Genomic DNA, 17601 nt, shown 5'->3' on the forward strand with positions numbered 1-17601 from the left:
TGTGTGATTACGGGCGAACTGAAGAGCAAGGTGGGGCGCGTCTGGGACGCGTTCTGGTCGGGCGGCATCTCCAATCCACTGGAGGTGATGGAGCAGATCACGTACCTGCTCTTCATCAAGCGACTGGACGAGATCCAGACCCGCAAGGACCGCAAGGCGACCGTAACGGGCAAGCCCGACCCGGACCCCTTCTTCTCGGACGACCAGCAGGATCTGCGCTGGCAGAACTTCAAGGTCAAGGACCCCGAGATCATGTACGGGCTCGTCGCCGACGGCGTCTTCCCGTACCTGCGCCGCATGGGCGGGGACGAATCGACGTACTCCCACCACATGAAGGACGCCCGGTTCACGATTCCGGGGCCCAACCTTCTGGCGAAGGTCGTCGATCTGCTCGACGACATCCCCATGGACAGCAGCGACACCAAGGGCGACATCTACGAGTACCTGCTCGCGAAGATCGCCACGGCCGGCCAGAATGGCCAGTTCCGCACGCCGCGCCACATCATCGACCTCATGGTCGAGATGACCCGGCCGGGGCCCCGCGACGAGATCTGTGACCCGGCGTGCGGCACGGCCGGCTTCCTGGTGCAGGCTGCGTCGTACATGCAGCGGGTGCACCGCGACACGCTGCTGGGTACCGAGCAGCGCAAGCGCTTCAACGAGAAGACGTTCCACGGCTTCGACTTCGACAACACGATGCTCCGCATCGGTTCGATGAACATGCTGCTCCACGGTGTGGAGAACCCGGACATCCAGTACCGCGACTCGCTCGCGGAGAGCGCGGCCGGCGAGGCCGAGCGCTACTCCCTGATCCTTGCGAACCCGCCTTTCGCGGGAAGCCTGGACTACGAGTCCACGGCGGTGGACCTTCAGCGCATCGTCAAGACGAAGAAGACGGAACTGCTGTTCCTGGCTCTTTTCTTGCGGCTCCTGAAACCCGGTGGCCGGGCCGCAGTCATCGTCCCGGATGGCGTGCTGTTCGGCTCGACGAAGGCGCACAAGGAACTGCGCCGGATCCTGGTGGAGGACCAGCAGCTCCAAGCGGTGGTCAAGCTCCCGAGCGGGGTGTTCAAGCCGTACGCCGGTGTCTCGACGGCGATCCTGTTCTTCACGAAGACGGACTCGGGCGGCACGGACCACGTCTGGTTCTATGACGTGAAGGCGGACGGCCTGAGCCTGGACGACAAGCGCAACCCGCTGCTTCCGGAGGAGCGCCTGGGCGTCCGCCCGCAGGGCGACCCGCTGACGCCGGACGAACTCCTCAAGAACAACCTCCCGGACATCCTGGCCCGCTGGCAGGAGCGGGACGGTGCTGAGAGGGGCCGCGCGAGGACCGAGCAGAGCTTCTGCGTACCCAAGGCGGACATCGCGGCTCAGGGCTACGACCTCTCCCTGAACCGCTACAAGGAGATTTTCCACGAGGAAATTGTGACGCGGGCGCCATTGGAAATTCTCGCGGACTTGGAGCTCCTAAATGAGGAGATTGCCAAGGGTGCGGAGGAGCTGAAGGGGATGCTGGCGTGATTCCTCCCTTCCCTGTGCCAGAAAAATGGCAGTGGGTACCATTCGGGTCCATCGCCTCGGTCGTCAGCAATCTTGTAGATCCATCAAGGTTTCCGGATTCTATTCACGTTGCCCCGAATAACATCGAAGCAGGCACCGGCAATCTGCTGCCATGCGCTAAAGTCTCCGAGGATGGCGTCGAAAGCCCCAAACATTCCTTTTCTGCAGGACAGATTCTCTATAGTAAAATCCGACCGTATTTGGCCAAGGTTACGATTCCCGAATTCTCCGGATTGTGTAGCGCTGATATTTACCCGATTGAGACTTCTATTGACAGTCGGTATCTCTGGCGGTGGATGCTCAGTGAGGATTTCACCAAGGCTGTCAGTAAGCACGAAGGTCGCGGGGTGCTACCGAAGATCAACAAGAGTGCACTTGCAACGCTTCCTGTGCCCCTGCCGCCCCGCGCGGAACAAGAGCGTATCGCTGCTGTACTCGACCAGGTGGATTCCCTTCGCGCCAAGCGCCGTGAGGCCATCGCCCTCCTCGATGACCTCGTCCGGTCCATCTTCCTTGACATGTTTGGCGGCAGCAGTTCGTGGCCGGTGGTCGACCTCAAGTCGGTGGCGGCGCTAATTACAAAAGGCACGACGCCGACCAGTGTCGGACTGCGGTTCACGGACAGCGGCGTGCAATTTCTGAGGGTGCAGAACATTGCACACGGAGGCGTGGATTTTTCTACCGGAGTTCTGTACATTGACGAGGAAAGTCATGGGGTTCTGGGAAGGTCGCGCGTTCTTCCCGGAGACGTTCTGGTGTCGATTGCTGGCACCATCGGGCGTTCTGGCCTGGTCCCACCCGACGCGGGCGAGATGAATTGCAACCAAGCGGTTGCCATCGTCAGGCTCCTCGAAAGCGTTGACCGGAGATACGTGCTTGAGTGGCTCAATTCTGCTGGGGCGCGCCGGCAGATCGCCGCGTCTAGTGTCACAGGGACAATCTCTAATCTAAGCCTGGGACAGCTCGGAGGGCTGAAACTCCCGCTTCCGCCGCTTGAACGGCAACAGGAGTTCGCGCGACGGCTGAGCTCAGTTGACCGGATGAGAGCGGCACACGGCACCCACCTAGCCACCCTTGACGAACTCTTCACCTCCCTCCAACACCGTGCTTTCTCCGGCACCCTCTGGGATCATGAAGCCCCCGGCGAGGCCGCGTAAGCCGCTCCCGCCGTACCCGGTGCGCAGCACCGACCGCACCACCAGCACCACACGCCGCCCGTGCGGCCGGGCAGGGGAGCCCGGCCCCCGGGTAGTTCTGCCGTAGGAGACGGACAGACACGTCGGCCTCGTGCGGGCCGGGACGCCGACCCCGGTCCCGCACGGCAGGGCCGCGACAAGGGGAGAGGGACACCGCACCGCCATGGGTAGCGACCAGAACGGTCAGAGCAGCCAGAACAGCGACAGCCAGGGCCAAGGCCAGGCCAACCACGGCAAAAGCGCCCGCGATCGCGCCGCCGCCGATAGCGTCGGCCGTACCGCAAGCGGCAACTTCACCTTCCTCCGCGCCGAGTGGCCCGCCCTCTACGACGAGGCGATCCGTGCCGAGCGGCTGATCCACCACGACCCCCGTGCCGCCTGCTTCTACGCCCGCCGCGCCATCGAGATCACGGCCCGCTGGATGTACGACAAGGACAGCAGCCTCAGCGAGCCCTACAAGAAGGACCTCGCGGCGATGCTCCACGAGCCGAGCTTCCGGCAACTCGTCGGGCCGACGGTCAACGCCAAGATGGACCTCGTCCGTCGGCACGGCAACAACGCCGTGCACAAGGCCGCCCCGGTCCCGAAGACCGTCGCCGAGGCCAGCGTCAAGGAGTTGTTCCACTCCCTCTACTGGTTCGCCCGGACCTACACCCGCCAGGCCGCCGCGCTGCCGCCCGCCGGACTGGAGTTCGACACCAGTGCCGTACCGCGCCCCCTTTCTCCTCAGGCCCGCGCACTGAAGCAGGCCGAACTCAAGGCCAAGGAGGCGGAGGACGCCGCACGCTTCAAGGAGCAGGCCGAGCAGTTGGCGGCCGAGCGTGCCCAGAACGCGGACCTCGCCCGGCAGCTCGAAGAGCTCAAGAAGCAGATCGCCGCCGCCAAGGCCGCCAACCAGGCCGTGCAGGACACCCACGACTACGACGAGAAGGCGACCCGGGACGCCTTCATCGACCTGCTCCTCAAGGAAGCGGGCTGGGACCTCCTCACCCCGGGCAAGGACACCGAGTACCCGATAGCGACCGGGATGCCCACCAAGACGGGCAAGGGGTACGTCGACTACGTGCTCTGGGGCGACGACGGCAAGCCCCTCGCCGTCGTCGAGGCCAAGAAGACCCAGCGTGACGCCCGTGACGGGCAGCAGCAGGCGAAGCTGTACGCCGACGCGCTCGAAGCACAGTTCAACCGCCGCCCAGTGATCTTCTACACCAACGGGTACGAGACCTACCTCTGGGACGACGGCCTCGGCTATCCGCCCCGCCAGGTGCAGGGCTTCTTCACCAAGGACGAACTGTTCTGGCACATCCGCCAGCGCGCCGGACGCCTCTCCCTCACCGCCACGCCGGTGAACGAGAAGATCGCCGACCGCCCCTACCAGCTCCGCGCGATCAAGCGGGTGGGCGAGACCTTCGAACGGGACCGGGGCCGTCAGGCGCTGCTCGTCATGGCGACCGGCACCGGCAAGACCCGTACCACCGTGGCCCTCGTGGACCAGTTGATGAAGGCGGGCTGGGCACAGCGGGTGCTGTTCCTCGCCGACCGGCAGGCGCTGGTCACCCAGGCGATGAAGGCGTTCAAGGAGAACCTGCCGAACACCCCAGCGGCCAGTCTGCTCGACGACAAGGCTGCCTCGGCCCGCGTCTACCTCTCCACGTACCAGACGATGATGAAGCAGATCGACGTCGTCGACGGAGCGGGCCGCCGCCGCTTCGGGCCGGGCCACTTCGACCTGATCGTCATCGACGAGGCGCACCGCTCCGTGTACGCGAAGTACGGCGAGCTGTTCCGCTACTTCGACTCGCTGCTGCTCGGCCTGACCGCCACGCCCAAGGACGAGATCGACCACAACACGTACAAGCTGTTCGCCATGGAGGACGGGGTCCCGACCGACTCCTACGACCTCCACGAAGCCGCTGCCGAGGGCTACCTCGTCCTCCCCAAGGCGGTGAAGGTGCCGCTGAAGTTCATGGAGCAGGGCATCCGCTACGACGACCTCTCGGAGGAGGAGAAGGCGGAGTGGGACGCCAAGGAGTGGACCGAGGACGGTGACATCCCGGACGCGGTGGGCCGCCACGACATGAACAAGTTCCTCTTCAACGAGGACACCGTGGACAAGATGCTGGAAACGCTGATGACGCGCGGTCACCGCGTCGAGGGCGGCGACCGGCTCGGCAAGACGATCATCTTCGCGAAGAACAACGACCACGCCCGGTACATAGAGGAGCGCTACAACGCGAACTACCCGCAGGGCGCCGGCCACGCGGCGAGGGTGATCACGTACAAGGAGACGTACGCGCAGTCCCTCATCGACGACTTCTCCAACCCGAAGAACCCGCCGAACGCCCCGGACATCGCCATCTCCGTCGACATGCTCGACACCGGCATCGACGTGCCCGAGGTGGTGAATCTGGTCTTCGCCAAGCCCGTCTTCTCCAAGACCAAGTTCTGGCAGATGATCGGCCGCGGCACCCGCCTGCGCCCCGCTCTCTACGGCCCCGACCCCGACAACCCCGACCACGCCAAGCGGAACTTCTACGTCTTCGACTTCTGCGGCAACATCGACTTCTTCAACAGCCAACTGGACCGGTCAGAGGGGCGCAGGGCCGTCACCCTCACCGAAAAGCTCCTCCAGCGCCAGCTCGACCTGGTCCGGGTCCTGGACAAGCGGCAGCAGCCCGACCCGGCGCGGGACGCCGGCCCCGACGCGATCGGCACCGAGGCGGAGATCCGCTGGTCGCTGGCGCACCGGCTGCACCACACCGTCACCGGCATGAACCTGGACAACTTCCTGGTCCGCCCGCACCGCCGTGAGGTCGAGGTCTTCAGCGACTTCGGCAGCTGGCACCGGGTGGACGACGACGCGGACACCGCGATCCGCGACCATCTGCTCGGCCTGCCCAGCGAGTTCCGGCCGGACGACGAGGAGACGGGTGAGGAGGCCAAGCGGTTCGACCTGATGGCGTACGGCCTCCAGCTCGCCGCGCTGGAAGGCGGCAAGGAATTCACCAAGCTGCGCACGAAGATCCAGGACATCGCGTCCAACCTGCTCACCAAGACCAACATCCCGGCGGTCGGCGAACAGGCAGAACTCCTGGAAGCGGTGGCGGACGAAGAGTGGTGGAACGACGTCACGCTCCCGCTGCTGGAGGACATGCGACGCCGTATGCGTCGGCTGGCGCGGCTCACCGACCCCAAGGTCAAGCGGAACGTCGTCTACACCGACTTCACCGACGAATTCGGCGACATCACCGAGGCCGAGATCCAGGGGATGCCCCAGGGCACGGACGAGCAGCGCTTCAAACAGAAAGCCCGCGCCTATCTCCTCCGCCACGAGGACCAGCCGGTGGTGCGCAAACTGCGACTCAACGAGCAGATCACCGAGCCCGATCTCGTGAGCCTGGAAGAGATCTTCCTCACAGAAGCCATCGCCTCGTCCGAAGACCTCGACGAGGTGCGGTCCTCCGGTGGCCTCGGTCTGTTCGTGCGCGGGCTGTGCGGTCTGGACCGGCAGGCCGCGCAGAAGGCGTTCGAAGCCTTCATCGCGGGCAAGCAGCTCAGCTCCCGCCAGCTCGACTTCCTGACGCTGGTCATCGACACGGTCGTCAGGCGCGGAATCCTGAGCCTGGGGGACCTCTACGAGGACTCGTTCGCCGATCTCGCCCCCGGCGGCCCGGACGACCTGTTCACGGGTGACGAACTCGAACACCTCAAGGTCATCTTCAAGGAACTGGAGCGGACGGCCCGGCCCACGACTCTCGCGGCCTGACGCGCAGCGCACCGGCGATCGAACCGTGCACGTGAGGGGCGGCACCCGGAGCATTCGGGCGCCGTCCCTCGCCGTTCTTGGGTACGGTCGGTCCCATGGCGATCCGAGCCGTCGTCTGGGACGTGGACGACACCCTCTTCGACTACACCTCCGCCGACCGCGAGGGGATGCGGGCGCACCTGCTGGCCGAGGAGCTGCTGGCCGGGTACGCCTCCGTGGAGGAGGCGCTGGTGCGGTGGCGGGAGGTGACCGACCTCCAGTGGGCCCGGTTCGCCGCCGGCGAGGTCGACTTCGAGACGCAGCGGCGCGACCGCACCCGGGTCTTCCTGGGGCGCGAGCTGACCGACGACGAGGCCGACGACTGGTTCCGGCGCTACGTCGTGCACTACGAGGCGGCCTGGTCGCTGTTCCCGGACGTCCTGCCGGTCCTCGACGCGCTCGCCGCCAGCCACCGGCACGCGGTGCTGTCCAACTCCAGCCTCCACGTCCAGGACCGCAAGCTGCGCGTCCTCGGCGTTCACGACCGCTTCGAGGCCATCCTGTGCGCCGCCGAGCTGGGCGTCTCCAAACCCGAGGCCGGCGCCTTCCTGGCGGCCTGCGAGGCCCTGGCGCTCCCTCCCGCCCAGGTCGCGTACGTGGGCGACCACCCGGAGATCGACGGCCGGGGCGCCGCGGAGGCCGGTCTGCTGTCGGTGTGGATCGACCGGGGCGGTGCGTACGCGACCCTGGAGCCGCCCGTCGGGCCGCGCAGGATCGCCTCCCTCGGCGAACTTCCCGCGATCCTCTGCACGGATACCCGTTTTGGAGCCGGGTCCGGCATCGGGTAATGTTCTTCCTGCGCCGCGGGGGACCGGGCCGGAAGGCCACCAACCTCAAGCGCACTGCTAGAACAATGACCCTTCGGGGCTTGCGTTCCAGTGGCCTATGGTGTAATTGGCAGCACGACTGATTCTGGTTCAGTTAGTCTTGGTTCGAGTCCAGGTAGGCCAGCTCGCAGAGCTCATCTGCACCTGTGGATCTCATCCGCAGAGCCCCCGTTGTGTAGCGGCCTAGCACGCTGCCCTCTCAAGGCAGTAGCGCCGGTTCGAATCCGGTCGGGGGTACAGATCCATCCCGCGAGGGCGGCCGGGTAGCTCCCACTGTCCTCACGGTGAAACCATCCGGCTCCGGCCGGGTGAGGATCGCCAGGGCCCCCGTTGTGTAGCGGCCTAGCACGCCGCCCTCTCAAGGCGGTAGCGCCGGTTCGAATCCGGTCGGGGGTACTGAACTGGTCTAAACCATCATTGGTCTATGGTGTAATTGGCAGCACGACTGATTCTGGTTCAGTTAGTCTTGGTTCGAGTCCAGGTAGACCAGCTCGGACCTGCGGAAACGCAGGGTCCACGCCCCCGTTGTGTAGCGGCCTAGCACGCCGCCCTCTCAAGGCGGTAGCGCCGGTTCGAATCCGGTCGGGGGTACACAGGCAGGAAGAAGGAAGCCCTCCACCTCGGTGGGGGGCTTCTTCGTGTCCCCGTACCGGGGCACGGGGACAGCAGCCCGGGGGAGGGCCTGCCGCGGCGTTGAGGCGGGCCCGGTCCCGAGGGGCGGGTGGGGTCAGGAGCGGCGCAGCGCCTCGGAGAGGCGGGCCGCGGAGTCGATGACGGCCTGGGCGTGCATACGGCCCGGGTGGCGGCTCAGACGCTCGATGGGCCCCGACACCGACACGGCGGCCACCACGCGGTTCGAGGGGCCGCGCACCGGCGCGGAGACGGAGGCGACGCCGGGCTCGCGCTCCCCGATCGACTGCGCCCAGCCGCGGCGCCTGACACCCGACAGGGCCGTCGCCGTGAAACGGGCGCCCTGCAGACCGCGGTGCAGCCGCTCCGGCTCCTCCCAGGCCATCAGGATCTGCGCGGAGGAGCCGGCCTTCATCGTGAGCGTGGAGCCCACCGGAACCGTGTCCCGCAGGCCCGACAGGCGCTCCGCCGCGGCGACGCAGATGCGCATGTCGCCCTGCCGGCGATAGAGCTGGGCGCTCTCGCCGGTCACGTCGCGGAGATGGGTGAGCACCGGGCCCGCCGTGGCGAGCAGCCGGTCCTCGCCCGCCGCCGCGGCCAGTTCGGCCATGCGCGGGCCGAGGATGAACCGGCCCTGCATGTCGCGCGCCACCAGGCGGTGGTGTTCCAGTGCCACGGCCAGGCGGTGGGCCGTGGGTCGTGCCAGTCCGGTCGCACCGACCAACCCCGCGAGGGTGGCCGGGCCGGACTCCAGAGCGCTCAGGACGAGGGCCGCCTTGTCCAGAACGCCGACGCCGCTACTGTTGTCCATGCAACGATACTTGCGTCTCACTCTGTGAAACGCAAGTTCAATTTTCGGTGGAACGCGCCACCCTGGTGGGGACACGGCCCGTAATCCACGGGGCCGGGACAGATGCCCGAGAACAGCGGTGAGCGAGCCGGAGGGCCGCCCCGGAGGCGAGCGCACCAAAAAAGGGGAAAGCGATGGGTAGGACACTCGCGGAGAAGGTCTGGGACGACCATGTCGTCCGGCGCGCCGAGGGCGAGCCCGACCTCCTCTTCATCGATCTGCACCTGCTGCACGAGGTGACCAGCCCGCAGGCCTTCGACGGTCTGCGCAAGAGCGGCCGCGCAGTGCGCCGGCTCGACCTGACCATCGCGACCGAGGACCACAACACCCCGACCCTGGACATCGACAAGCCCATCGCCGACCCGGTCTCCCGCGTCCAGCTGGAGACGCTGCGGGCGAACTGCGCGGAGTTCGGCGTCCGGCTGCACTCGCTGGGCGACGTCGAGCAGGGCGTCGTGCACGTGGTGGGGCCGCAGCTGGGGCTGACCCAGCCCGGCATGACCGTGGTCTGCGGCGACTCGCACACCTCCACGCACGGCGCGTTCGGCGGCCTGGCCTTCGGCATCGGCACCTCCCAGGTCGAGCACGTGCTGGCCACCCAGACCCTGCCGATGACCCGCCCCAGGACCATGGCGATCACCGTCGAGGGCGAACTGCCCGACGGCGTCACGGCCAAGGACCTGATCCTGGCGGTCATCGCGAAGATCGGCACCGGCGGCGGCCAGGGCTACGTCCTGGAGTACCGCGGCGAGGCCATCGAGAAGCTCTCGATGGAGGCCCGGATGACCATCTGCAACATGTCGATCGAGGCCGGCGCCCGCGCGGGCATGATCGCCCCCGACGAGACCACGTTCGCCTACCTCCAGGGCCGCCCGCACGCCCCGCGGGGCGAGGACTGGGACGCGGCCGTGGCCTACTGGAGGACGCTGCGCACCGACGAGGACGCCGAGTTCGACGCCGAGGTCGTCATCGACGCCGCCGCGCTGTCGCCGTTCGTCACCTGGGGCACCAACCCCGGCCAGGGCGCGCCGCTGTCGGCCGCCGTGCCCGACCCCGCCTCGTACGAAGACGCCTCGGAGCGCCTGGCCGCCGAAAAGGCCCTGGAATACATGGGGTTGACGGCCGGCCAGCCGCTGCGCTCCATCGGTGTGGACACCGTCTTCGTAGGCTCCTGCACCAACGGCCGGATCGAGGACCTGCGCGCCGCCGCCGACATCGTCAGGGGCCGCAAAGTCGCCGACGGCGTACGGATGCTGGTCGTCCCCGGCTCCGCCCGGGTGGGCCTGCAGGCCGTCTCCGAGGGGCTGGACGTGGTCTTCAAGGAGGCGGGCGCCGAGTGGCGGCACGCGGGCTGCTCCATGTGTCTGGGCATGAACCCCGACCAGCTCGCCCCCGGTGAGCGCTCCGCCTCCACCTCCAACCGCAACTTCGAGGGCCGGCAGGGCAAGGGCGGCCGTACCCACCTGGTCTCCCCCCAGGTCGCCGCCGCCACCGCGGTCCTCGGCCACCTGGCCTCCCCCGCCGACCTCGCCGCCGACACCCCCGCGCCCGCTGGAGTCTGATCAGTCATGGAAGCATTCACCACCCACACCGGCCGGGCCGTCCCGCTGCGCCGCAGCAACGTCGACACCGACCAGATCATCCCCGCCCACTGGCTCAAGAAGGTGACCCGGGACGGGTTCGAGGACGGGCTGTTCGAGGCCTGGCGCAAGGATCCCGAGTTCGTCCTCAACCGCCCCGAGCGCCAGGGCGCCACCGTGCTGGTCGCCGGCCCCGACTTCGGCACCGGCTCCTCCCGCGAGCACGCCGTCTGGGCCCTGCAGAACTACGGCTTCAAAACCGTGCTCTCCTCCCGCTTCGCCGACATCTTCCGCGGCAATTCGCTGAAGAACGGCCTGCTCACCGTGGTCCTCGACCAGCGGACGGTGGACGCGCTGTGGGAGCTCACCGAGGCCGACCCCACCGCCGAGATCACCGTCGACCTCCAGGCCCGCGAGGTGCGCGCCGGGAACATCACCGCCGCCTTCGAGCTCGACGAGAACTCCCGCTGGCGGCTGCTGAACGGGCTCGACGACATCTCCATCACGCTGCAGAACGAGGCGGACATCGCCGCCTACGAGGCCAAGCGCCCGTCGTACAAGCCACAGACGATCCCGGCCCCGGCCGCCTGACGCGAAGTCCTCGCGGCAGGTCGACTTTCGGCCACCCCGCCCCCCCTTCCGTACCCCCGATCGGACCGATCGGGGGTACGGCCGTCTCTGCACCCGTTCGGCTCTGCGAGTCCTCTTGAGGCCTTGCAACTTCCCACGTTATGAAGGTGGTTGCCGGGGTACACGTGTCACGTGCGCGTGATCTCCGAATGTGCTCGGACTGCCGTCCGAGGCGGCAGTTGCCCCCTGCGCAGGCGACAACTCGCCCCAGATGGCACAATCTGTGCATGGAACGCGACGGCCAACTCGAGCTCTACACGCTGGTCGCGGCCCGGCTCAAAAAAGCGCATGCAGAAGTGCGCGCACTGCAAGTACCGGAGGGCGTACGGATGGCGCTGACCCGGAAGCTGCTGGTCATTACGGCCGCGGCCAAGCACGATCTCGCCAACGCGGCAAGGCGGCTGGAGCTGTTCATCACGGATCTCGACGAGGGGCGATTCCCCGACGAGGAACGCTGAATCGGCCAAGGCAGCCGAGTTCATTGCGGCACAAGGGTGATAAGCCCGTTTCGTGTTTGATTTGCGGTATATATCTGCCTAACGTGCGAAAACGCTTGAACGGATTCGTTCGGGCGATGTCTCCGAAGGGGAAGACGTGAACAAGGCGCAGCTCGTAGAAGCGATTGCCGACAAGATGGGCGGCCGACAGCAGGCCGCCGACGCCGTCGACGCGGTCCTCGACGCCATCGTCCGCGCCGTGGTCGCGGGGGACCGGGTCTCCGTCACCGGTTTCGGTTCGTTCGAGAAGGTCGACCGTCCGGCCCGCTACGCCCGCAACCCCCAGACCGGCGAGCGGGTCCGGGTCAAGAAGACGTCGGTGCCGCGCTTCCGTGCGGGACAGGGGTTCAAGGACCTGGTGAGCGGTTCGAAGAAGCTGCCGCGCGGGGGCGAGGTCGCCGTCAAGAAGGCGCCCAAGGGCAGCCTGTCCGGCGGGGCTTCGGCGACGGTGAAGAAGGCCGCCGCCAAGAAGACCGCGAAGACGGCCGCCGCGAAGAAGGCCACCACCAAGAAGACGACGGCGAAGAAGACCACCGCCAAGACCACCCCGGCGAAGAAGACCACCGCCAAGCAGGCCGCGCCGGCCGCCAAGACCGCCGCGGCGAAGAAGACCACCGCCAAGAAGGCCCCGGCGAAGAAGGCCACGGCCACCAAGGCGCCCGCCAAGAAGTCGACCGCACGCAAGACCACCGCCAAGAAGACCACCGCCCGCAAGAAGTAACGGCGGCCGAGCGGTACTCACGCGCCGGGCCGGACTCCGTCACGGAGCCCGGCCCGCGGTGTGTCCGGCGCCCCCGCCGTACGCCGCGGCGGATCGGGACGTGTGCGGCGGCGGGTCAGAACGTGTGCAGCGTCACCAGCGTGATCCGCCGGGCCTCGCCCTCGCCCTGGGTCTCGACGCGCACCCGCTGCCCGGGGCGCAGCAGCCTGAGGCCCCCGGCGTCGAAGGCCCGCGCGTCGAAGGGCACCGGTGTGCCGTCGTCCAGCAGCACCTGGCCGCTGCGGCTTTCGGGGTCGTAGGTGTACGCGGTCGCCTGCATGTCGGCAGCCTACTGCTCCGCGATCAGCAGCCGCGCGGCGGCGGCCGCCGTGCGGGGCCCCACGCCCAGCGCCAGCGCCGCCCGCAGATCGTCGCCCGTGTCCACGTCCTGCCGTACGGAATCCACCGCGTCGAGGTGGAGTTCGACGGCTCCGAACACCCGGTGCCGGGCCCGGGAGCCGGGCCCGAAGGAAGGGCGCAATTCCTCGTCCGGTGCCGCGGAGAGCAGCGTGGTGCCGACGGCCGCGGCGTCGGGGAGGAATGCGCGCGGGAATACCGCGGCCCGGTCGAGGACGCGGGCCAATTCGGCCGGGCGCAGCGCCGGGAGATCGGCGTTGAGGGCCGCCACGGGCCCCGCGCCCCCGAAGGCCCGTACGGCGGCGGCCGCGTGCGCGAGCGCCGCGTTCAGGCCGCCCCCCGGTTCGTCGGGGACGATGCGGGCTCCGAGCGCGGCCAGCTCACGGCCGGCCAGGGCGTCCCCCGTGACGACCACCACGTCGCGCACGGCGCGACAGGCCAGCGCGGCCGCGACCGTGTCCTGCGCGAAGGCCAGGGCCAGCCCCGGACGCACCGCGTCGTCCGCGGTGTCCGCGAGCCTGCTCTTGGCCTCGGCCAGTGGTTTCAGGGGCACCACCAGGGTCCACTGCACGCGTGTTACGTCCCTCTCTTGTCGTCGCCATTGTCCCCCGTGACACCCGGTGGCCAGGGGGGCGGGGCGTACGGTGTTCTCGACAGACCGGCGGCCCGGGGCGACACTTGTGCGGCCCGCCTGGCTCCCGGGTCCAGGACTTAGAGGAAGGTGTCCCTGTGCCGCGCCGCAGAATCGGCTTTTGGTACCGCTTCGCCGCGGTTCTCTGTAAACCACCGCTGGTGGTTCTGCTCAAACGGGACTGGCGCGGAATGGAGAACATTCCGGCCGAGGGTGGATTTATCACCGCGGTGAACCACAATTCGCACATCGACCCCTTTGCCTATGCGCACTTCCAGTACAACACCGGGCGCGTTCCGCGATTCCTGGCGAAGAGCGGCCTTTTCAAGAAGGGATTCGTCGGTGCCGCGATGCGGGGTACCGGGCAGATTCCCGTCTACCGGGAAAGCACGGACGCGCTCAGCGCCTTCCGGGCCGCGATCGACGCCGTGGAACGCGGCGAGTGCGTCGCCTTCTACCCCGAGGGCACCCTTACCCGCGACCCGCACGGCTGGCCCATGACCGGCAAGACCGGTGCCGCGCGAGTGGCCCTGCAGACCAGGTGCCCCGTCATCCCGGTCGCGCAGTGGGGAGCCAACGAGGTGCTCCCGCCGTACGCCACCAGGCCCAGCTTCTTCCCGCGCAAGACCCACCGGGTGCTGGCCGGGCCGCCCGTGGACCTGGACCGCTTCTACGACCGGGAGATGACCCCGGAACTGCTCAAGGAGGCGACCGAGGCCATCATGGCGGCGGTGACCCGGCTGCTGGAGGAGATCCGCGGGGAGAAGGCCCCCGAGGTGCCCTACGACCCGCGCCGCGAGCGCTCGGAGCAGGGCCGCAGGACCCGGGCCCAGATCCGGCCGAGGCGGCGGGAGGGGGCGTCCGGACACGGACCGTCCGAACACGGATCGCCGGAGCACGGATCGTCCGGGCACGGGGCGCCGGAGGGCCGGCGGCAGGAGGAGCGCGGAACCGGCGAGCGGGCGGCCGCGCGGGAAGAGGGGCTGGGCAAGTGAGCAAACCGGTCAAGGCAGCCGTCTTCGGCACCGGATCGTGGGGCACGGCCTTCGGCATGGTGCTCGCCGACGCGGGATGCGACGTCGTGCTGTGGGCACGGCGCCCCGAACTCGTGGAAGCGGTCAACTCCACCCGCACCAACCCCGACTACCTGCCCGGAGTCGAACTCCCGGAGAACCTGCGGGCCACCACCGACGCCGCCGACGCCGCGCGCGACGCCGACTTCACCGTCCTCGCGATCCCCTCGCAGACGCTGCGCGACAACCTCGCCGGGTGGAAACCGCTGCTCGCCCCGGACACGGTCCTGGTGTCGCTGATGAAGGGCGTCGAACTCGGCTCCACCATGCGGATGAGCGAGGTGATCGAGGACGTCGCCGGAGCCGGCGCCGACCGGATCGCCGTGGTCACCGGACCCAACCTCGCCCGGGAGATCGCCGCCCGGCTGCCCGCCGCCGCAGTGGTCGCCTGCACCGACGAGGCCGTGGCCCGACGGCTCCAGGCCGCCTGCCACACGCCGTACTTCCGCCCGTACACCAACACCGACGTCGTCGGCTGCGAACTGGGCGGTGCGGTGAAGAACGTGATCGGGCTGGCGGTCGGCATCGCGGACGGCATGGGGCTCGGCGACAACGCCAAGGGCTCGCTCATCACCCGCGGGCTCGCCGAGACCACCCGACTCGGCGCGGCGCTCGGCGCGGACCCGCTGACCTTCGCCGGACTCGCCGGCCTGGGCGACCTGGTGGCCACCTGTTCCTCACCGCTCTCGCGCAACCACACCTTCGGTACCAACCTCGGCAAGGGCATGACCCTGGCGGAGACCGTCGCGGTCACCAGGCAGACCGCCGAGGGCGTCAAGTCCTGCGAGTCGGTGCTGGACCTGGCCCGCCGGCACGGCGTCGACATGCCGCTCACCGAGACGGTTGTCCGCATCGTGCACGAGGGCAAGTCGCCGGTGACCGCCGTCAAGGAGCTGATGTCGCGCAGCGCGAAACCCGAGCGACGCTGAGCGATGTGGGGCGACCACGGGCGGCGTCCGTGCGACCACGGCGCGGCGGCAGCGCGGGCACCCCTCCGTTTGCCGCGTTGCGGGCGCTTCAACGTGGCTGTACCACCGGGTACTCTCATCGCCATATGAGCACCGAGAACCTTCCCCAGAGCCCCGAGCAGCCGCCGCGCAAGCCGCGTGTGGCCGTTGTGTTCGGCGGGCGCAGCTCCGAGCACGGGATCTCCGTGGTCACCGCCGGCGCCGTCCTCAAGGCCATCGACCGGACCAAGTACGAGGTCCTGCCGATCGGCATCACCCAGGACGGCAGGTGGGCGCTCACCGCCGACGAGCCGGACCGCATGGCCATCGTCGACCGCCGGCAGCCCAGCGTGGACCAGCTTGCCGACTCGGCCGAGGGCGCTGTGGTGCTCCCCCTCGACCCCGGCAACCGTGAAGTCGTCTACAGCGAGCCCGGTTCGGTGCCCAAGGCGCTCGGCGAGGTCGACGTCGTCTTCCCGGTGTTGCACGGCCCCTACGGGGAGGACGGCACCCTGCAGGGCCTCCTGGAGCTCTCCGGCGTCCCCTACGTGGGCTCCGGGGTGCTGGCCTCGGCCGTCGGCCAGGACAAGGAGTACATGAAGCGGGTGTTCGCCTCCTTCGGGCTGAAGGTCGGCCCGTACGCGGTGATCCGGCCGCGCGAATGGGAGCGCGACGAGTCCGCCGCCCGCAAGAAGATCGTCGACTTCGCCGGTGAGCACGGCTGGCCGCTGTTCGTGAAGCCCGCGCGGGCGGGCTCCTCGATCGGCATCACCAAGGTCGACGACCTCTCCGGCCTGGACGAGGCGATCGCCGAGGCCCAGCGGCACGACCCGAAGATCCTGGTGGAGGCGGCCCTGCGCGGCCGTGAGATCGAGTGCGGTGTGCTGGAGTTCGAGGACGGCCCGCGCGCCTCGGTCCCCGCCGAGATCCCGCCGCCCGACGCGCACGCCTACTACGACTTCGAGGCCAAGTACATCGACTCCACGCCCGGTCTGGTGCCCGCGCCGCTGACCGACGGGGAGACGGCCGAGGTGCGCAGGCTGGCGGTGGAGGCGTTCGAGGCGGCCGGCTGCGAGGGGCTGGTGCGCGCGGACTTCTTCCTCACCGAGGACGGCGAGTTCGTGATCAACGAGATCAACACGATGCCCGGCTTCACGCCCATCTCTATGTACCCGAAGATGTGGCAGGCCACCGGCGTCGAGTACCCGGAGCTGGTGGACCTGCTGGTGCAGGCGGCGCTCCGCCGCTCGACCGGACTGCGCTGAACCCCGGCCGGCGCCGGGGAGGCGACGGCAGGCTCTAGGAGGCGATCCCCTCGGGGATCGCCTTCTTGACGGCCGGGGCGAGATCGATCAGTACGCCCGTGCTGTCCCGTCCGTCGGTCACCCGCACCTCGACATAGGCTTCACGGCCGGCGGTCGTGAAGCGGTGCGTCCCGTCGTCCTGCTGTTCCATCAGCCAGTCGACACCGTCGACGCCCCCCGCCAGCGCGTCCGGGTCGTTGCCGTTGGCCACCTTGGGGTCGATCATCTTCGGCGGCTGCCCGACACCGCACCGCAGTATGATCGCCACGCCGCCCCAGCCCGCGGTCAGTTCGGACGCGGGTTCGGGATCGTCGCGATCCTCACCGTCCACCGTCGCCGGCAGGGCCTCGTCCAGGTTCCGGCACAGCTCGGTGACCTTCGCGCCCGGACTGGGAACCGACGCCGACGCCCTGCCGTCTGCCGGAGAACAGCCCGCGACGGTGACCAGCACGGTGGCGGCGAGTGCGGGCAGAAGTGCGTGACGGTGACGGAAGAAGCTCACCGACACAGGGTAGACGGGGGCTACAGATGGACGACCGGGCAGGTCAGGGTGCGGGTGATGCCGTCCACCTGCTGGACTTTCGCGACCACCATGCGTCCCAGGTCGTCGACGGTGTCGGCCTGGGCGCGCACGATGACGTCGTAGGGTCCGGTCACGTCCTCGGCTTGGACGACTCCGGGGATCCTGCCGATCAGATCGGCGACGGTCGACGCCTTGCCGACCTCCGTCTGGATCAGGATGTACGCCTGTACCACGAAACCTCCAGAGCGGCCACGAGGATCATGTGGGGAAAAGGAACGCCACGGTATCGCGTCGCCGCTCCTCGCGGGGAGACCTGCGGGACCCGGACCCCGCGCGCCGGGGCCCGGACCGGACGGAAACCGAACAGAGGGTGACGGTCACTTCGACCGTGGCGAGGGCACGGACGACCCGCGACCGGGAACGGAACC

General features: G+C 68.6%; 16 protein-coding genes and 5 tRNA genes. 16 read left to right on the forward strand and 5 right to left on the reverse strand.

Going from position 1 to position 17601, the window contains the following annotated elements; all coding sequences use genetic code 11:
• Positions 1-3: 3 nt before the first annotated feature.
• The 9 genes from ACWEQO_RS12855 (at position 4) to ACWEQO_RS12895 (ending at position 7982) form a co-directional block, all read left to right on the forward strand.
• Positions 4-1524, forward strand: coding sequence for a type I restriction-modification system subunit M (locus tag ACWEQO_RS12855; RefSeq protein WP_452982105.1), 1521 nt, complete (start codon positions 4-6; stop codon positions 1522-1524).
• Complete coding sequence (locus tag ACWEQO_RS12860; protein ID WP_452982108.1) at positions 1521-2720, forward strand: restriction endonuclease subunit S; 1200 nt, start codon at positions 1521-1523, stop codon at positions 2718-2720. The genes ACWEQO_RS12855 and ACWEQO_RS12860 overlap by 4 nt, the downstream gene beginning before the upstream one ends.
• A 202-nt stretch (positions 2721-2922) precedes the next feature.
• A complete protein-coding gene (locus ACWEQO_RS12865) occupies positions 2923-6525 on the forward strand; it encodes a DEAD/DEAH box helicase family protein (RefSeq protein ID WP_452982111.1) in 3603 nt (1200 codons plus the stop codon).
• A gap of 95 nt (positions 6526-6620) precedes the next feature.
• Complete coding sequence (locus tag ACWEQO_RS12870; RefSeq protein ID WP_361452931.1) at positions 6621-7352, forward strand: HAD family hydrolase; 732 nt, start codon at positions 6621-6623, stop codon at positions 7350-7352.
• Positions 7353-7443: 91 nt separating this feature from the next.
• Positions 7444-7515 (forward strand) — tRNA-Gln (locus tag ACWEQO_RS12875).
• Positions 7516-7555: 40 nt separating this feature from the next.
• Positions 7556-7628 (forward strand) — tRNA-Glu (locus tag ACWEQO_RS12880).
• 86 nt (positions 7629-7714) lie between these two features.
• Positions 7715-7787, forward strand: a tRNA-Glu gene (locus tag ACWEQO_RS12885).
• A 22-nt stretch (positions 7788-7809) separates the two neighbouring features.
• Positions 7810-7881 (forward strand) — tRNA-Gln (locus ACWEQO_RS12890).
• A 28-nt stretch (positions 7882-7909) separates the two neighbouring features.
• Positions 7910-7982 (forward strand) — tRNA-Glu (locus ACWEQO_RS12895).
• A 136-nt stretch (positions 7983-8118) separates the two neighbouring features.
• Here the strand turns inward: ACWEQO_RS12895 and ndgR are convergent.
• Positions 8119-8832 carry an IclR family transcriptional regulator NdgR gene (gene ndgR / locus ACWEQO_RS12900; RefSeq protein ID WP_279333701.1) on the reverse strand — a complete coding sequence of 238 codons (714 nt, stop codon included), beginning with the start codon at positions 8830-8832 and terminating at the stop codon, positions 8119-8121.
• Between the two features lie 173 nt (positions 8833-9005).
• Here ndgR and leuC point away from each other — a divergent pair, with 173 nt between their 5' ends.
• From leuC to ACWEQO_RS12920, 4 genes are all read left to right on the forward strand, one after another.
• Positions 9006-10433 carry a 3-isopropylmalate dehydratase large subunit gene (gene leuC, locus ACWEQO_RS12905; RefSeq protein ID WP_452982115.1) on the forward strand — a complete coding sequence of 476 codons (1428 nt, stop codon included), beginning with the start codon at positions 9006-9008 and terminating at the stop codon, positions 10431-10433.
• Between the two features lie 6 nt (positions 10434-10439).
• Positions 10440-11042, forward strand: coding sequence for a 3-isopropylmalate dehydratase small subunit (gene leuD, locus ACWEQO_RS12910; RefSeq protein ID WP_452982118.1), 603 nt, complete (start codon positions 10440-10442; stop codon positions 11040-11042).
• A 266-nt stretch (positions 11043-11308) separates the two neighbouring features.
• Positions 11309-11539, forward strand: a complete 231-nt coding sequence (locus ACWEQO_RS12915) for an SCO5555 family protein (protein ID WP_361452940.1) — start codon at positions 11309-11311, stop codon at positions 11537-11539.
• A 136-nt stretch (positions 11540-11675) separates the two neighbouring features.
• Positions 11676-12299 (forward strand): HU family DNA-binding protein, encoded by a 624-nt coding sequence (locus tag ACWEQO_RS12920; RefSeq protein WP_361452943.1) that lies wholly within the window; start codon positions 11676-11678, stop codon positions 12297-12299.
• 115 nt (positions 12300-12414) lie between these two features.
• Here ACWEQO_RS12920 and ACWEQO_RS12925 read toward each other — a convergent pair whose 3' ends face one another.
• A complete protein-coding gene (locus ACWEQO_RS12925) occupies positions 12415-12618 on the reverse strand; it encodes a hypothetical protein (RefSeq protein WP_202276163.1) in 204 nt (67 codons plus the stop codon).
• A gap of 9 nt (positions 12619-12627) precedes the next feature.
• Positions 12628-13266 (reverse strand): 2-phospho-L-lactate guanylyltransferase, encoded by a 639-nt coding sequence (gene cofC / locus ACWEQO_RS12930; RefSeq protein WP_452982123.1) that lies wholly within the window; start codon positions 13264-13266, stop codon positions 12628-12630.
• A 158-nt stretch (positions 13267-13424) separates the two neighbouring features.
• On the opposite strand from cofC, the gene ACWEQO_RS12935 reads away from it, so the two are divergent.
• The 3 genes from ACWEQO_RS12935 (at position 13425) to ACWEQO_RS12945 (ending at position 16611) form a co-directional block, all read left to right on the forward strand.
• Positions 13425-14321 (forward strand): lysophospholipid acyltransferase family protein, encoded by an 897-nt coding sequence (locus ACWEQO_RS12935; protein WP_361452949.1) that lies wholly within the window; start codon positions 13425-13427, stop codon positions 14319-14321.
• A complete protein-coding gene (locus ACWEQO_RS12940; RefSeq protein WP_361452952.1) occupies positions 14318-15328 on the forward strand; it encodes an NAD(P)H-dependent glycerol-3-phosphate dehydrogenase in 1011 nt (336 codons plus the stop codon). Before ACWEQO_RS12935 ends, ACWEQO_RS12940 begins: the two co-directional genes overlap by 4 nt.
• Positions 15329-15453: 125 nt before the next feature.
• Entirely contained in the window at positions 15454-16611 is a 1158-nt protein-coding gene (locus ACWEQO_RS12945; RefSeq protein WP_452982127.1) for a D-alanine--D-alanine ligase family protein, read from the forward strand.
• A 34-nt stretch (positions 16612-16645) separates the two neighbouring features.
• On the opposite strand, the gene ACWEQO_RS12950 is transcribed toward ACWEQO_RS12945, so the two are convergent.
• Together ACWEQO_RS12950 and ACWEQO_RS12955 are read right to left on the reverse strand one after the other, a co-directional pair.
• Entirely contained in the window at positions 16646-17152 is a 507-nt protein-coding gene (locus tag ACWEQO_RS12950) for a DUF3515 domain-containing protein (protein WP_452982130.1), read from the reverse strand.
• A 20-nt stretch (positions 17153-17172) separates the two neighbouring features.
• Complete coding sequence (locus tag ACWEQO_RS12955) at positions 17173-17406, reverse strand: Lrp/AsnC family transcriptional regulator (RefSeq protein WP_361452961.1); 234 nt, start codon at positions 17404-17406, stop codon at positions 17173-17175.
• Positions 17407-17601: the final 195 nt, after the last annotated feature.

Source organism: Streptomyces sp. NPDC004051 (genome assembly GCF_053604275.1).

Bases quoted from the DNA above. Each gene is read 5' to 3' on its own strand.
- ACWEQO_RS12925 (WP_202276163.1), bottom strand. From the start codon at position 12,618: ATGCAGGCGACCGCGTACACCTACGACCCCGAAAGCCGCAGCGGCCAG.
- ndgR (WP_279333701.1), bottom strand. From the start codon at position 8,832: ATGGACAACAGTAGCGGCGTCGGCGTTCTGGACAAGGCGGCCCTCGTC.
- ACWEQO_RS12870 (WP_361452931.1), top strand. From the start codon at position 6,621: ATGGCGATCCGAGCCGTCGTCTGGGACGTGGACGACACCCTCTTCGAC.
- ACWEQO_RS12945 (WP_452982127.1), top strand. From the start codon at position 15,454: ATGAGCACCGAGAACCTTCCCCAGAGCCCCGAGCAGCCGCCGCGCAAG.
- ACWEQO_RS12915 (WP_361452940.1), top strand. From the start codon at position 11,309: ATGGAACGCGACGGCCAACTCGAGCTCTACACGCTGGTCGCGGCCCGG.
- ACWEQO_RS12865 (WP_452982111.1), top strand. From the start codon at position 2,923: ATGGGTAGCGACCAGAACGGTCAGAGCAGCCAGAACAGCGACAGCCAG.
- leuD (WP_452982118.1), top strand. From the start codon at position 10,440: ATGGAAGCATTCACCACCCACACCGGCCGGGCCGTCCCGCTGCGCCGC.
- leuC (WP_452982115.1), top strand. From the start codon at position 9,006: ATGGGTAGGACACTCGCGGAGAAGGTCTGGGACGACCATGTCGTCCGG.